Annotated in this window: 12 protein-coding genes and 1 pseudogene; 10 read left to right on the top strand and 3 right to left on the bottom strand. The window is 41.5% G+C overall.

Annotated elements, in window-relative coordinates; genetic code table 11:
• Positions 1 to 51 precede the first annotated feature (51 nt).
• The 6 genes from pyrD to rmf all read left to right on the top strand — a co-directional run bounded on the left by pyrD (position 52) and on the right by rmf (position 7,544).
• Positions 52 to 1,056 carry a quinone-dependent dihydroorotate dehydrogenase gene (pyrD, locus tag RM556_RS02275; RefSeq protein ID WP_311360359.1) on the top strand — a complete coding sequence of 335 codons (1,005 nt, stop codon included), beginning with the start codon at positions 52 to 54 and terminating at the stop codon, positions 1,054 to 1,056.
• Entirely contained in the window at positions 1,049 to 3,202 is a 2,154-nt protein-coding gene (gene rlmKL, locus RM556_RS02270; RefSeq protein WP_311373738.1) for a bifunctional 23S rRNA (guanine(2069)-N(7))-methyltransferase RlmK/23S rRNA (guanine(2445)-N(2))-methyltransferase RlmL, read from the top strand. Before pyrD ends, rlmKL begins: the two co-directional genes overlap by 8 nt.
• Complete coding sequence (locus RM556_RS02265; protein ID WP_409220038.1) at positions 3,181 to 3,438, top strand: glutaredoxin family protein; 258 nt, start codon at positions 3,181 to 3,183, stop codon at positions 3,436 to 3,438. Before rlmKL ends, RM556_RS02265 begins: the two co-directional genes overlap by 22 nt.
• A complete protein-coding gene (locus RM556_RS02260; protein WP_311360356.1) occupies positions 3,435 to 5,363 on the top strand; it encodes an ABC transporter ATP-binding protein in 1,929 nt (642 codons plus the stop codon). Before RM556_RS02265 ends, RM556_RS02260 begins: the two co-directional genes overlap by 4 nt.
• Before the next feature lie 11 nt (positions 5,364 to 5,374).
• Positions 5,375 to 7,054, top strand: a complete 1,680-nt coding sequence (locus RM556_RS02255; protein WP_311373737.1) for a DUF3466 family protein — start codon at positions 5,375 to 5,377, stop codon at positions 7,052 to 7,054.
• A gap of 313 nt (positions 7,055 to 7,367) precedes the next feature.
• Positions 7,368 to 7,544 (top strand): ribosome modulation factor, encoded by a 177-nt coding sequence (rmf, locus tag RM556_RS02250; protein ID WP_311360354.1) that lies wholly within the window; start codon positions 7,368 to 7,370, stop codon positions 7,542 to 7,544.
• A gap of 92 nt (positions 7,545 to 7,636) precedes the next feature.
• On the opposite strand, the gene fabA is transcribed toward rmf, so the two are convergent.
• The gene (fabA, locus tag RM556_RS02245) at positions 7,637 to 8,155 is read right to left on the bottom strand and encodes a bifunctional 3-hydroxydecanoyl-ACP dehydratase/trans-2-decenoyl-ACP isomerase (protein WP_311360353.1); all 519 of its coding nucleotides are present in this window, start codon (positions 8,153 to 8,155) and stop codon (positions 7,637 to 7,639) included.
• Between the two features lie 142 nt (positions 8,156 to 8,297).
• Here fabA and RM556_RS02240 point away from each other — a divergent pair.
• Positions 8,298 to 8,543: pseudogene (locus tag RM556_RS02240) on the top strand (hypothetical protein); the annotation flags it as partial.
• Positions 8,544 to 8,673: 130 nt separating this feature from the next.
• On the opposite strand, the gene RM556_RS02235 reads toward RM556_RS02240, so the two are convergent.
• A complete protein-coding gene (locus tag RM556_RS02235) occupies positions 8,674 to 10,146 on the bottom strand; it encodes a deoxyribodipyrimidine photo-lyase (RefSeq protein WP_311373736.1) in 1,473 nt (490 codons plus the stop codon).
• Between the two features lie 13 nt (positions 10,147 to 10,159).
• The gene (locus tag RM556_RS02230) at positions 10,160 to 11,452 is read right to left on the bottom strand and encodes a DASH family cryptochrome (protein ID WP_311373735.1); all 1,293 of its coding nucleotides are present in this window, start codon (positions 11,450 to 11,452) and stop codon (positions 10,160 to 10,162) included.
• Positions 11,453 to 11,581: 129 nt separating this feature from the next.
• On the opposite strand from RM556_RS02230, the gene RM556_RS02225 reads away from it, so the two are divergent.
• From RM556_RS02225 to RM556_RS02215, 3 genes are read left to right on the top strand one after another with little or no spacing between them, the layout of a single operon-like run.
• Positions 11,582 to 13,045 (top strand): deoxyribodipyrimidine photo-lyase, encoded by a 1,464-nt coding sequence (locus RM556_RS02225; protein WP_311373734.1) that lies wholly within the window; start codon positions 11,582 to 11,584, stop codon positions 13,043 to 13,045.
• On the top strand, positions 13,045 to 14,583 hold the full coding sequence (locus tag RM556_RS02220; protein WP_311360348.1) for a cryptochrome/photolyase family protein: 1,539 nt from the start codon (positions 13,045 to 13,047) through the stop codon (positions 14,581 to 14,583). Before RM556_RS02225 ends, RM556_RS02220 begins: the two co-directional genes overlap by 1 nt.
• Positions 14,570 to 14,704 (top strand): DUF2256 domain-containing protein, encoded by a 135-nt coding sequence (locus RM556_RS02215; protein WP_311360347.1) that lies wholly within the window; start codon positions 14,570 to 14,572, stop codon positions 14,702 to 14,704. The genes RM556_RS02220 and RM556_RS02215 overlap by 14 nt, the downstream gene beginning before the upstream one ends.
• Positions 14,705 to 14,846 lie beyond the last annotated feature (142 nt).

The following is a 14,846-nucleotide window of genomic DNA, read 5'->3' as shown; positions in this document are numbered from 1 at the left end:
ATGTTTGCAAACAGCCCTGCAAAAGCAGGGCTTTTTTATAGGTTATGTTTTGTGTATTCATTAGTTCAAAATTTTCTTTTAAACCGTGACCCCGAATGGAGTCATGATTTTACTATTGGTTTTTTAAAGCGTTCTCAAGGTAACGTCTTAAATAAGCTTTACTCACAGTCAGTTCCAGCAAAGCCTGTGGAGTGCTTGGGGATGAGCTTTAAAAACCCAATTGGTCTAGCGGCCGGTTTAGATAAGAATGGGGAATGTATTGATGCATTCGCTGCCATGGGTTTTGGTTTTGTAGAAGTTGGTACAGTCACACCTAAGCCTCAAGCCGGGAATGACAAGCCGCGTCTATTTAGATTGTCTGAGCATCAAGCCATCATTAATAGAATGGGTTTTAATAACAAAGGTGTCGACTATCTTGTTGAACAAGTAAAGCAGTCTAACTACAAAGGCATTTTAGGCATTAATATTGGTAAAAATAAAAACACACCTGAAGAGAATGCATTAGAGGACTATCTTATTTGCTTGGACAAGGTCTATGCATATGCTTCGTATATTACGGTCAACATTTCATCTCCAAATACGCCTGGCTTACGTAACCTGCAATATGGTGAAGCGCTCGATAAGCTATTAGCTGGCTTAAAAGCGCGTCAACTGAGCCTAGAATTGACCTATGGTAAATATGTTCCTATTCTGATAAAAATCGCGCCAGACCTTAGCAAAGAAGAAGTTATTTCAATTGCTAGTTCACTCATCAAAGCGAAAATGGATGGTGTAATCGCAACCAATACGACTCTAGATAGAGCGCCTGTTGAAGGCCATGAACATGCAGCGGAAGCTGGCGGTTTAAGCGGCGCAGTGCTGACACACAAAAGTCTTGAACTCACAAAAATACTAGCAGATGCGCTAGAAGGTAAGCTACCGATTATTGGCGTCGGTGGAATTTCTAATGCAGAAGATGCTAAAGCCAGGCTCGATGCTGGGGCGACACTTTTACAGGTATATTCGTCATTTATTTATCAAGGTCCACCACTTATTAAGGAATTGGTAAATGCCTGAAATCATTGTAACCAGCTCAAAAGGGCTCGATGAACTTTTAAAAACAGAAGTTCAAGACATCCTATCAAAAACCAGAAATGCAGGAAGTGACGAACCCGCTATTCAATTAAAGCCCGGGCAAGTTTCGTTTGAAGCCAGCTTAGAAGATGCCTACAATTTATGTCTACATTCTAGGTTAGCAAACCGTGTGCTATGGGTTGTTGGTAGTGGCAAAGTGAATAGTGCGGAAGAGTTGTATGACGTGGTAAAGCAGGTCAATTGGCAATCGCACTTTGACTCATATGTTCCTTTCATGATCCAATTCAATGGCACAAACAATGCCATTAATAATAGTCAGTTTGGTGCACTAAAAGCAAAAGATGCCATAGTGGACCAATTTCAAGAGTCTGGCGAAGAGCGACCCTCGGTAGATAAAACCAATCCAGGTATTGTGATTCAAGCACGACTAAGAAGAGAGACATTGCACTTGTGCATTGACCTCTCTGGCGGCAGTTTACACCGTCGCGGCTACCGTCTCGATGCGGGTGAAGCGCCTTTGAAAGAGCATGTGGCGGCCGGTGTACTCATGCGTAGTGGTTGGGCGAATAATAGTAACAATGTGCTACTTGATCCTATGTGTGGTTCTGGCACCATCGCGATTGAAGCTGCTATGATTGCGGCAAACATTCCGCCAAACCTAGAAAGAGAAACATGGGGCTTTAGTCACTGGTTAGGACATGAGCCAGCATTGTTTGAAGCTGCAGTAGCACAGGCAAAAGGGGCAATCACAGAGCCTAAACAAACGATTTATGCTTACGATTTAAGCACGAGTTTGGTTGATTTAGCGCGTAAAAATGCAGAAGTAGCAGGCGTGTCGCAGTTCATTGAATTCAAACAATGCGATGTGCTAGACAGCTCAGTAACTCTGCCACAAGCAAGTGACGCACTGGAAGAGGATGGATTTGCTGGATATATTGTATCCAACCCCCCGTATGGTGAGCGCTTGGGTGAGTATCAAGCTTTGCTACCGCTATTTGATAAGCTTGGAAATCATTTTAAGTCACACTTCGCACATTGGCACTTATCACTGCTGAGCTCAAACCCCGACCTGCTAAAAGCACTTAAATTACGTTATACCCGTCAATATAAAATGATGAATGGTAAGCTCGAATGTAATTTGGTTAATTATGTGTTGAAGGGACAAAACCTAGAAGTATTTGAGCAGCAAACTGATGATAATCATGAGTTTGCAAACCGCTTGAGAAAGAATCTCAAGCGCTTAAAACCTTGGTTAAAACGCACAGATACGAATGCCTATAGAATCTATGACGCTGATCTTCCACATTATAATGTGGCAGTCGATATCTATGACAATTGGGCAATCGTGCAAGAATATGCAGCACCGAAAGAAGTGCCAGAAGAAAAAGCGCGCCAACGTCTCCAAGAAGTGTTGATTCATGTACCAAAAGTATTGGGCATTAGTCCAAGTAACATGGCAGTAAAAACACGTCGTCAAAATAAAGGGAAAGAACAATACGAAAAAGTCTCATCGAAGGGCAAACGTGTCGTTGTGCATGAAAATCAAGCTCAGTTTTATATTAATCCAAACGATTACTTGGACGTTGGTTTGTTCTTAGACCATAGAGATACTCGTTTAAGGTTCAAACAGTTATGTCGTGCAAAAGATGTACTTAACCTTTTTGCTTACACTGGCAGCGTTTCAGTACACGCTGCTCAAGCGGGAGCCAACTCTGTCACCACGGTTGATATGTCCAACACCTACCTAGATTGGGCAAAGGATAATTTTGCTTTAAATAAACTCAATGGGGCGTTTCAGTTCGTGCAAGCTGATTGCACTAAATGGTTGGCAAGAGAACATGGGAAATATGATTTAATGTTTATTGATCCGCCTTCCTTTTCAAACTCGAAAAGAATGGATAATACCTGGGATGTCCAGCGTGACCATGTCGAGCTACTAGCGAATGCGAAGCAATGTTTAAAAGAAAATGGAAAAATATTCTTCAGCAATAACCTACGTCAATTCACCTTGGCTAAGTCTGATATTGAAGCATTAGGCTTCAATGTTGAGAATATTAGTGCTTCGAGTATCCCTGAGGACTTTAAACGTAGTCCAAAAATACATCAATGTTGGATATTGTCACTGTGATACTTACTCTCTATACCGGACCGCAGTGTTCGCTCTGCGAAATGGCAGTAAAACTTGTAGAAGAACACAATGCACAAGGCTTTCCTGAGATAACACTTAACAAAGTGAATATCAGAGATTCACATGATTTGTTTCATTTATACGGTGCCAGAATTCCCGTATTGAAACGCAGTGACAGCCAAGCTGAACTGGCTTGGCCTTTTGAATTAGATAACTTGGTCCAATTTGTAAAATGAACTTAATGCAGTTAAAAAACGCGTCTATTCTATTTGGGCAACCTCCTTTGCTTGATAGAGCTGAAGTTAATATTCAAAGTGGTGAGAGAGTTTGCGTCGTCGGCCGAAATGGTAGCGGCAAATCTACATTGCTTAAAGTGATCGCTAATGAGATTAAGCTCGATGAAGGGCAACGCATTGCGCCCAGTGATGTGCTTATTTCTCGCTTACCACAAGATCCACCGCAAGATGTGAGTGGTGATATTTTTGATTACGTTGCGGAAGGTCTTGACGATGTGGCTCAAATACTGAAAGAGTATCACCATATTACGTCGATTATTGGTGACGATCCGAGTGAAAAAAACCTCAGCAAAATGCAACAACTACAGGAACAGTTGGATGCGCGCAATGCTTGGCAATTTGAGCAGCGAATTAATAATGTGCTTACACAACTCCAACTTCCCGCAGAGCAAAAACTATCGGAATTATCAGGGGGCTGGCGAAGAAAAGCGGCATTAGCACGCGCGTTGGTGTCACAACCTGATTTACTTCTTCTGGATGAACCCACCAACCACCTTGATATTGAAATGGTGCTTTGGTTAGAGAAAGCCTTGCTTAATTATGAAGGTGCTATCGTTTTCATTAGCCATGATAGGGCGTTTATTAGGAAACTAGCCACGCGCATCATTGATATTGATCGAGGGCAAGTAAAAAGCTATCCCGGCGATTACGAAACCTATTTAGCCCAAAAAGCGCATGACCTAGACGTCGAAGAAACACAGAACAAAGAGTTTGATAAAAAACTAGCTAAAGAAGAGGTTTGGATTAGGCAGGGTATCAAAGCACGTCGAACGAGAAATGAAGGTCGAGTGCGAGCGCTGAAGAAGCTAAGAGATGAGTACAAATCTCGTCGCAATGTAACAGGCAATGCCACTATACAACGCAATACTGGTGGACAATCGGGCAAACGGATTTTTGAAACTGAGCATCTGAGCTTTAGTATTGCTGATAAATTATTGGTGAAAGACCTTGATTTATTAATTACTCGAGGCGAAAAACTTGCTCTTATCGGCGGTAATGGTTGTGGCAAGAGTACATTGATAAAATTGTTACTCGGCGAGCTTGAAGCGAATAGCGGTGATATTTTCCGAGGTACAAACCTGGAGGTAGCATATTTTGATCAACATCGCTCAACGCTTGAACTCGACAAACCAGTGATAGATGTTATTGCTGATGGTAAAAGAGAAGTGAGTTTCAACGGCAGCACTCGACACGTGATTGGCTACTTGCAAGATTACTTATTTTCAGCCGATAGGGTGAACGCACCAGTATCTACATTGTCAGGGGGCGAGAAAAATCGACTGATGCTTGCCAAACTGATGTTAAAACCAAGCAATTTATTGGTCCTCGATGAACCAACGAATGATCTCGATGTCGAAACGCTCGAGTTGCTTGAATCTTTGTTGGTTGAATACGAAGGTACCGTCTTATTAGTTAGCCACGATCGAGAGTTTGTCGATAACGTTGTTACCTCAAGTCTGGTATTTGAAGGTAATGGCCGAATAAATCAGTTTGTAGGTGGTTATTCGGATATGAAACGTTGGTATGATGAAAAAGAAGCAGAAAGTAAGGCTCAAGCCGATGAGCGACCTAAAGTCGAACAGAAGCAGAGCCCATCAGAAGCTAACAAGCCTTCTGTTAATAAGCCGGTTAACAAGTTATCATACAAAGACAAAAGGGAGCTGGAAAGTTTACCCAAAGAAATAGAAAATATGGAAGAAAAGCTTGAGGCCTTTCAACAAGACGTCAATTCAGCTGAATTTTTCCAAAAAGACCAAGAATATGTTCAGGCAGAGTTGCAAAAACTCTCAGAACTCGAAGAAAAACTCTCGCATGCCTATGAGCGGTGGGATGAATTAGAAAGTTTACAAAATAACGAGCAGTAACAGGAATATTAATGAAATTTACTCGATTGGCGTCAGCTGTAGTTTTAGCGACTACTTCTTTACCTATTTTAGCCGCGTCTTACACAGTAACAGAATTACCAGCTAGAGAGCTCAGTGAGAATCAATATGCTTCTTCTATCGATAATACCGGCTTAGTACTGACCACTTTTCAGAATAACTATAATCCACCAATCGATCTCCGTTTAATTGACTTAGACAGTGACTTTTTTGCTGCTGCACTGACCGACATTGATGCTGTTCGGAATGGCGATCCTAATTTAAGCGATTATAATTTTTTAACTAATTATGTTCGCACAGGTTCAAGTAACTTCAGCGTATTGACTCAGCAACTGGGACAATTCTTAGGTTATAAGTATGTAAATGATTCTTTCGAATATATAAAAGCGTTTGATGAAGAGAGTGACGAACTCGGTGGTTTTAGTTTTTCTATGGAAACCACACTTCGAGATTCCACCAACGGTACTCATATAATCGGAAACACCGAAGGGCCAAACCGTATTATTGAATACACTAACGAAAATGGTGATGTGCTGACATACAATGTATTTGATTTTGACCGACGTGGCTTTGTTCAGGTTGGCGACACCACAGTAGGACTTGTACCTGCAGATACCACGCTTGGCGGCAGCAGCCTGGTAAACTCTATTAATCAAAACTATGTAGTGGCGGGTGTGGGTTCAGTTGCACCAAGTGATGCATTGGTATTAGCTAATGCAAATTGTCTTGATGAAGAAACCCGTGGTGATCAACCAGTAGAAGTCTGTCAGGCTCGATTACGCACATCTACAAGTAGCACGGGTGCTGTCAGTCGACGCAGTGGTCTGTGGACAGAGAGAGCAACACTTTGGTCATTAGATGTCGAAGGCAATATTATCGATACAACGGTTTATGGAACATTAGTTACTGATGAAGAAGAGATTGCAAATGCCGGAACGAGTCAAGCATTGGACGTTAACGTTAATGGCGTAGCTGTCGGTGTTGCATCGCTGAAGATTGGCGAAGATCAACTTTTCTCTACCGCTGCAGCAATATTCCAAAACGGCGTTGTTACGCGCATGATAGAAGATGATGATTTACTTCCTAACTCGGCATTACACATTAATGACAATAATTTTGTCACTGGCGTAAGAAGTGAACGTATCAATAATGTGTCCAGAAGTCGTATGTACGTATATAACTTAAGTACCGATGACATCGATTTTGTAGACGGATTCTTTGTGAGTTCTAGCACTCTGCCGCGAGCGATGAATAATGAAAATATCATTGTTGGTTCCGCTGATGTTGATGTGGTGACAGGAACTACTCAACGCCCAACGGCAGGTTTTATGTATGATATTGAATCGCAAACTTTCACCAATCTAAACGATTTATTGCCTTGCGGTACTGATTACAACATCATTGAAGCATTAGATATCAATGACAGTAACGTGATTATGGCTTCAGCATCAACCAAGCGTCCCGTTAGAAATGTGCGTGGTGAGATCCTGACAGACGATGATGGGAACGAAGTACTTACCGATACTGTAGTTGCAGTAATGCTCAATCCTACTGGTGCTGAGCCCTCTGATTGTTCCGCTGACGAAGATACTTTAGAGAGGCAGGGTGCCAGTACGGGCGTCTTGATGTTTGCAATGTTGTTCGTTGCCAGTATTTTCCGCCGTCGAAAATAAGCCAGCGTAATTAAAATCAACTTAGAAAGCCCCTATATAAGGGGCTTTCATGTTTTTAATAACTTCCCACTCTAAAAATATAGTTTTTATAAACAAATAACCCATCAAAACATTTCAATAAATATCAGACTCTTATTGAGATTCAAGAATAGTGTTAAAATAAAATCATTGAAACTTTTTAGAGCAAGCGCTATCTATATAGTGTGGCTTGAAAAAACATGTATGTACCTGTCTAGCTGTGAAAAAACACACATAAGAAAATAGACATCTCAGCTTTTTCTAGCTACTTATTTTAACCAAATGAGGTGAATCAATGAAAAGACAAAAACGAGACAAACTTACACGTGCACACGCAAAGGGTTATCAAGCAGGGATCTCAGGTCGTTCGAAAGAAAATTGTCCATTTCAAGCAACAGTAGCAAGGTCTGAATGGTTAGGAGGGTGGAGAGAGGCACTCACCGACAGACAAGCAGGCTTAATCGCCAGATAAAAACCTAATTTAATACAAAAAAGCCCGAGTTAATCGGGCTTTTTGTTTCTTGCTGATTATTACAACCTGCTTCTAAGAATTTAGTTACCACATTAGAATGCGCTCGTATCCTGAAATAAACCCACTTTCAGGTCTTTGGCTGCGTAGATTTGTTTCCCATCAACAGAAACAGTTCCATCAGCTAGGCCCATAAACAAGCGACGCTTCACCACTCGTTTTAAGTCGATTTCATAGGTCACTTTCTTTGCGGTTGGTAGAATTTGGCCTGTGAATTTCACCTCGCCGACGCCAAGGGCTCGACCCTTACCTGGTCCGCCAGACCAACCCAAGAAAAATCCGACTAATTGCCACATTGCATCCAGTCCTAAACAACCTGGCATGACAGGGTCGCCAGGAAAGTGACAATCGAAGAACCACAAGTCAGGAGTGATATCTAGTTCAGCGATGATATGACCTTTTCCAAACTCGCCACCTTCTTCCGTAATGGTTACTATGCGATCCATCATAAGCATATTTGGCGCAGGCAGTTGGCTATTGCCAGGGCCAAACATTTCGCCGGAGCTACATTTTAGAAGGTCTTCTTTATTAAATGTTGATTGTCTATTTGTCATGTTTAATTCTATTGTTATACAAGAACCTGTAATTTAGCGAACACTTGTACGCTAAACAACTCTGAACAGTGAATTTTTCTAAAAAAAAAGCAATTTTTGCAGTACACTATTAAAAAATATGCAATAAGTACAAAAGTTAATCATGAAGAATCCGAAAAAAAGTGCCAATGCTGAAAAACAGCGTCGCTTTCGAGAGAAACAAAAAGCCTTAGGTAAAAAACTGATACGTGGCTATGTTACGCCTGCTGCCATGGAAAATTATAAAGAATTGGCAGAGAAGACGGGCTGGACTGACAGTGATATGCTGTCTAATTCATTACGCATAACCTATGCAGCCTATAAAAATGGTCAAATTCGTTTGTTGAATCAGTGGTTGAAAGAGCAAGACTTAAAAAAGAAAAAACAAGCTGCATCTGCTTCACCACAGTCAGTGCCGTCACAAATCGAAGAAACACAATCTGAGGTCAAAAATGGTAACAGCAAGGGTGATAGCGCACAGTAAGCCAATAAAAATAAGCTTATACAGTATGTTTACTGAGTATCCTGCTAGCCTCTTTTTTCACCTCAACTTTTGATTTAAACGCCCACATTCTGTCTCTCGCTTCACGGGCTGCTTGTTCAATGTCTACAATTGGTGGGCAGTAATCACGCATCAAATCGAAATCATACATCGCAAACTCCATGGGAGATAAACCCCATGGCTGATGGATTATTGGTGCGGGCAAGTTGTTCAGTTCAGGTAGCCATTTCTTTATAAATATCGCATCTGGGTCTTTATCAATAGATTGCTTTACCGGGTTATAAATTCTGAGGGTATTTACCCCAGTCACGCCTGCTTGCATTTGAAATTGGGGATAATGAATGCCAGGTTCAAAATCAAGAAACTGTGCACCTAAATAAGCTGCACCTAAGCGCCAATCTACATTTAAGTGGTGACACAAAAAGCTCACTAACATCGCTCTCATTCGAAAATTTAAATAGCCTGTGGCACACACGGCTTTCATACATGCATCAACTATCGGTACGCCAGTTTTCGCTTGTTTCCAAGCGTTTAGACGACTTTTCTGAACGTCGCCGTCACAATATGGGAAAGTTTCATATGCCTTGTTAACTGCTCGAAATTGCATTTCACATTCGCTTTCAAATTTTTGAATGAAGTGACAGTGCCAGTGCAATCTTGATTGTAAGGCCGAAATAGAGCGCGCCCATCCGGGGCGTTTTCCCTGTTTAAGCGTATATTGATAGACTTGCTTTAAGGATATATTTCCCCAAGCCAAATAAGGGGATAGTCGAGAGCAGGTTTCTCTGGCCACCGTGGGATTACCAATGTTCCCATAATATGATTTACCCCGCACTTTAAAAAAGTGCTTCAAGGTAAACCATGCTCTTTTTTCTCCACCTAATTGCATTAGGTCATTGGCTTGTTGCCACGCTGTTGGTGGATTAAAAATATACGGTGTTAATGACGGACAGTCTTTCAATGACAGTGCTGTCGCGTCTTCAATCGAATATGTTGATAGCGGAGCCAAAATTCGTTTATTCCAGAGCGTTGCCCATGATGCTCTATTGGTGAGTCTGCGATATACCGCACCATTTTCACACTCATGCCAGTGAACTTGAGTGTTTTCACAATGTTGCTTTACGGCTTTATCTCGTTCAAAGGTATGCGCCAGGCCGACTTCTTCATGACTAAAAAGGTGTTTTACGACATGCGAGCTTTGTATCGCTTGAAGCACTTCTATTGCTGAGCCTTTAACAATATGGATGCTATGCCTCGACTCATCTAGTTGCTCATTTAGATCGACAATAGATTGATAGATAAAACGCCAATGACGGATATCAAAGTGCGGGTCAGCCTCTTGCTCTGGTTCAACTATGTAAAGCAATAAAAGAGGCAATCCACTTTTAATTGCTGCCTCTAAGCACGGATTATCTCTTAGCCTTAAATCACGCTTAAACCACACGACTGAAATCTCTTGTTTCAAAGCCATTCTGCTGCTTTACCTACTTTACAAGCCACTGTTGTATAAACTGTCTGGAGGGATCATAGAACTCAGTTTGCTTAACGAGATTAAATTGACGGTGGCCGCGAGGATCTGCACCAACCCCCGCCAAGTATTGCCAGTTACCATAATTGCTTGCCACATCAAAATCGATGAGTTGATATTCAAAATAGGCTGCGCCATAACGCCAATCCAAATTTAATTCATGTACGAAGCAACTGGCGACAAGTTGACGACCTCGGTTAGACATAAAGCCGGTTTGATTCAGTTGTTTCATGCACGCGTCAACTATGTCGTAGCCTGTCGTTCCGTTGCACCAATCGTCATATTTACTTTGGTCAAAGTGAGAGGTAATTTCAAGCTGTTTTGGGCCCGCCTTATCAAAACTGGAAACCCCATTCTTGACGTGCTGCCAATGAAAAAATTCTCGCCACAACAATTCAAAAAACAACCAATATGTTGAGTCATTTTTTGTTCGCTGATGCTCATACTCTGTAATAGCGTCAGCCACCGTTGTGGGGCTAATACAACCATGCGCGAGCCAAGCAGATAGTTTACTGGAAAAATCCCAACCATCCAGGCCGTTGCGAGTTTGCTTATAGTTAGAAAGTAAATCAGTATCCCAAAGATAATAGTCTAGTTGCCTTTTGGCCGCACTTTCTCCACCAACGAGTAGTGGGTAGTGTGGCTGACTTTCTTTATTTTCTTTCTTTGCTCGGCTTGAAGTTTCCTTCATAGAGTAGGGAGGAGGTAAGGAACCTACATGAAGACAAATAGGGCGACGTGTTGATCTTTTTTCTACTTTTTTCCTAAACGGCGTAAATGTATCTGGCAATTCATCTAAGGGAAACGGGAGTCCACTCTGATCATACAAACTACTACTATTACACTGAATAAACTCTAAGTCAGGTAGAGATTCTTTTAAGACTTCCCATTGGGCTCTTTCATTGAAGCCGCAATGCCACTCGCATGAGATTGCACTGATATTATTGGCTTTGACCATTTCAACTAAAGCAGCCACAACTGAGTGTTGTTCATCTAGTTCGATTAGCGTTTGGCCTAATGCTTCTAGTGATTTGTTTAAGTCATCTAGTGATTCACGCAAAAAGCGTTTTCGATGATTACCTTTTACCTCGTGCTTGCATAACGAATATTCAATATCAGGAGAAAGGTTTTGACTTGAGTGAATATAAACGCAGATGACGTGATCGACTGATTTAGCAAGTGCTTGCAGGGATTCATTGTCCTGTAAGCGTAAGTCTTTTCTAAACCAATGGATACCAATTCGAGACATAGAGTCGACCTTTTGTTTTGAGCGAATAAAGTACTTACAGAATATAAGGTTTTTTCGATCTAATTAATTAGCAAGAGAGTAAAAGTTACTTGTAATCTATTATGTTATGTCCAAATAAAAAGGTAAGAAATGACGGCAAATAATTCTCAAAATAACGTGTGCATCATGTGGTTTCGTCAAGATCTCAGGTTATTGGACAATCCAGCCTTTTCCTTTGCCGCAGAACAAGGCAATGTGCTCCCTGTATTTATATTCGATAATACCGCACCAAAAAACGCAAAGCTGGGCGGCGCCAGTCAATGGTGGTTGCACAATTCGCTAAAGTCATTGAATAAAAGTTTAGACAATCACTTGCTTGTGCTGAGTGGTGATCCAAAAAAACTCATTCCTCAACTATGCGAAGAATATAGCGCGAGCTCAGTTGTTTGGAACCGATGCTATGAGGAATGGCAAAGAGAGCGTGACGCTTCAATAAAATCAGAACTCAACAAAAATGATATTCCTGCGCGGAGTTTTAATGGTAGTTTGTTATGGGAACCAATGCAGGTCCTGAAAAAGGATGAAACTCCCTATAAAGTATTTACACCCTATTATCGAAAGGGCTGCTTACAAAAAGACCCACCTCGTTTTCCGGTAAGTAAACCTGAAAATTTAACATTGTGTGAGGCGAAAGGCGCAGGCGAGACGGGCATCGAACAGCTAAAGCTTACGCCGTCAATCCCATGGTACAAAGACATGGAAAAGATGTGGGAGCCAGGAGAGGAGGGCGCAGCAAGTCGCTTAAGTAGATTTATTGAAGTAGCGGCACAATCATATCAAAATGATAGAAACCTGCCTGCGGTAAAAGGTACTTCCTTGTTATCTCCTCATCTACATTTTGGTGAAATATCACCCAATCAAGCATGGTTTGCGATACTAGGGGCCTTTGATAATGCCTTTGATCATAAAGACTTAGATGTCTATCTATCAGAGCTAGGTTGGCGAGAATTTAGTTATTATTTGTTGTATCACTTCGATAATATTAACGAAGTTAACTTTAATGCAAAATTTAATCACTTCCCGTGGCGTAGCAGTCGCAAGGACCTTGAGGCTTGGCAAAAAGGTCAAACGGGTATCCCTATTGTTGATGCCGGAATGCGTGAGCTATATAAAACTGGCTACATGCATAATAGAGTGCGGATGATCGTCGGCTCCTTTCTAGTCAAGAACTTACTGATCGATTGGCGTGAAGGGGAACGTTGGTTTTGGGACTGTTTACTCGACGCAGATATGGCAAGCAATTCTGCCGGTTGGCAGTGGGTAGCGGGCTCTGGAGCGGATGCGTCGCCTTACTTCCGGGTGTTTAATCCGCTGTTGCAAGGTGAAAAATTTGACAAAGAAGGTGAGTATGTCAAAACGTATTGTCCTGAATTAGCAAAACTACCCAGTAAACTCATTCATCAACCTTGGGCAGCTGAAAAGAATGTCTTAAAAGCCTGCGGTATTGAACTTGGGAAAGATTATCCTAAACCTATTGTTGATCTGAAAGCCTCTCGACAAAGAGCATTAGATGCATTTTCAGAAATGAAAGAAAGAAATGAGCAGGCTGAATAATGGATAAACTCGTACTTATATTGGGTGATCAGCTAAACTTTGACATGTCGAGTCTGCAAGGTTTCGACTCTAAAACCGACAAAGTGTTAATGGCAGAAGTCAAAGCTGAGGCCACTTATGTAAAACATCATAAAAAGAAGCTCGCGTTTGTGTTCAGCGCAATGCGGCACTTTGCCCTAGCTGTTAAAGATAAAGGTTGGCCTATTGATTATTATCGCTACGACGCTAGTGATAATTGCGGCTCACTCGGAGCTCATGTTGAGCATGCAATTAAACAATACCAACCAAACAGTCTTGTCGTTTGCCATCCTGGTGAATATCGTCTATTGGAAGAAATTAGCGGATGGTCTGAGCGTTTTAATATCAATGTACAAATATGTGATGATAATCGTTTTATCGCAGCGCAAAGTTTCTTCTCCCAGTGGGCTGAGGGTAAAAAGCAGTTTCGTATGGAATTCTTTTATAGAGAGCTCAGAAAACAAACCAGTATATTGATGGAAGGGAAACAGCCGATTGGTGGTAAATGGAATTACGATGCTGATAATCGTGATTCGTTTAAAAGTGTACCGACAATACCGGCTCCGTCTAGTTTCTCTATCGATAACATTACTCAAGAAGTCATTGATTTAGTAGATGAAGAGTTTGCTTCTCATTTCGGTACGCTCAAAGGCTTTCATTTTGCTGTAGATAGAGAAGGTGCTCTGCGAGTGCTGCACACTTTTATTGAAGAGCGACTTTGTGATTTCGGGCAATATCAAGACGCTATGCTGGAAGGGGATCCATGGCTGTATCATTCGCACATTGGCTTGTATTTAAACACAGGCCTTTTGATGCCGATGGAAGTCATTCAAGCTGCAGAACAAGCATATTTTGATCAGAAAGCACCGCTTAATTCAGTCGAAGGGTTTATAAGGCAGGTACTTGGGTGGCGTGAATATGTACGCGGTTTCTATTGGCACTTTATGCCTAATTTGAAGACCGATAACTATTTGAATGCAGCGCGCAAGTTACCAAACTTTTACTGGACTGCAAACACTAAAATGAACTGCTTATCGCAATGTGTCTCTGATACTCAGGAACATGCATATGCGCATCACATCCAAAGATTGATGGTATTAGGTAATTTTGCTTTACTTGCTGGTATCCAACCTGACGAACTAAATGAATGGTTCTTATTAGTTTATGCTGACGCTTATGAATGGGTGGAACTGCCAAACGTAAGCGCGATGGTTTTGTTCGCGGACGGTGGAAACTTAGCGAGTAAGCCATATGGGTCGAGCGGTGCCTATATAAACAAAATGTCTAACTACTGTAAAAACTGTCACTACAGCGTAAAAGAAAAAACGGGCGAGAAGGCTTGTCCATTCAACTATATGTATTGGCACTTTTTGCACCGCAATAAAAGTAAATTTGAAAATAATCCTCGCATGGCTATGATTTATCGAACATTCGGAAAAATGGATGACGCAAAAGTCACTCGTATTCTTGAAGATGGTGATATCTTTCTACAGAAACTAGACAATAATGAAGAAGTCTGAACTTCCTAGTAAGATTTGCCCTGTTTGCCATCGTCCATTCACGTGGCGTAAAAAGTGGGAAAGGGACTGGCCATCGGTTAAATATTGTTCTAAACGGTGTTCTAACGAGCGCACAAAGTAGCACTTTAGGTATAAGCGATAACCTATTGTTATCATTGATTTATATTTAAAAAGAGGGCGATTAATAGTCTAAAGCTTGCGCATTTGGTATGTGGTGGTATACTCGCGATGTGTGGTGATTCTATTTGATTGGAAGAATCCAA

Origin of the sequence: Alteromonas sp. W364 (assembly GCF_031846205.1) — a bacterium.
Lineage (GTDB): Bacteria > Pseudomonadota > Gammaproteobacteria > Enterobacterales > Alteromonadaceae > Glaciecola > Glaciecola blandensis.
Note: the sequence above shows the minus strand (reverse complement) of the source record. Positions and strands in the feature narration are given on the sequence as shown.

Excerpts from the sequence above, each read along its gene's own strand:
- RM556_RS02265 (WP_409220038.1), top strand. The coding sequence starts at position 3,181 with ATGTTGGATATTGTCACTGTGATACTTACTCTCTATACCGGACCGCAG.
- RM556_RS02225 (WP_311373734.1), top strand. The coding sequence starts at position 11,582 with ATGACGGCAAATAATTCTCAAAATAACGTGTGCATCATGTGGTTTCGT.
- RM556_RS02220 (WP_311360348.1), top strand. The coding sequence starts at position 13,045 with ATGGATAAACTCGTACTTATATTGGGTGATCAGCTAAACTTTGACATG.
- rlmKL (WP_311373738.1), top strand. The coding sequence starts at position 1,049 with ATGCCTGAAATCATTGTAACCAGCTCAAAAGGGCTCGATGAACTTTTA.
- RM556_RS02235 (WP_311373736.1), bottom strand. The coding sequence starts at position 10,146 with ATGGCTTTGAAACAAGAGATTTCAGTCGTGTGGTTTAAGCGTGATTTA.
- RM556_RS02255 (WP_311373737.1), top strand. The coding sequence starts at position 5,375 with ATGAAATTTACTCGATTGGCGTCAGCTGTAGTTTTAGCGACTACTTCT.
- fabA (WP_311360353.1), bottom strand. The coding sequence starts at position 8,155 with ATGACAAATAGACAATCAACATTTAATAAAGAAGACCTTCTAAAATGT.
- RM556_RS02230 (WP_311373735.1), bottom strand. The coding sequence starts at position 11,452 with ATGTCTCGAATTGGTATCCATTGGTTTAGAAAAGACTTACGCTTACAG.
- RM556_RS02215 (WP_311360347.1), top strand. The coding sequence starts at position 14,570 with ATGAAGAAGTCTGAACTTCCTAGTAAGATTTGCCCTGTTTGCCATCGT.
- rmf (WP_311360354.1), top strand. The coding sequence starts at position 7,368 with ATGAAAAGACAAAAACGAGACAAACTTACACGTGCACACGCAAAGGGT.
- RM556_RS02260 (WP_311360356.1), top strand. The coding sequence starts at position 3,435 with ATGAACTTAATGCAGTTAAAAAACGCGTCTATTCTATTTGGGCAACCT.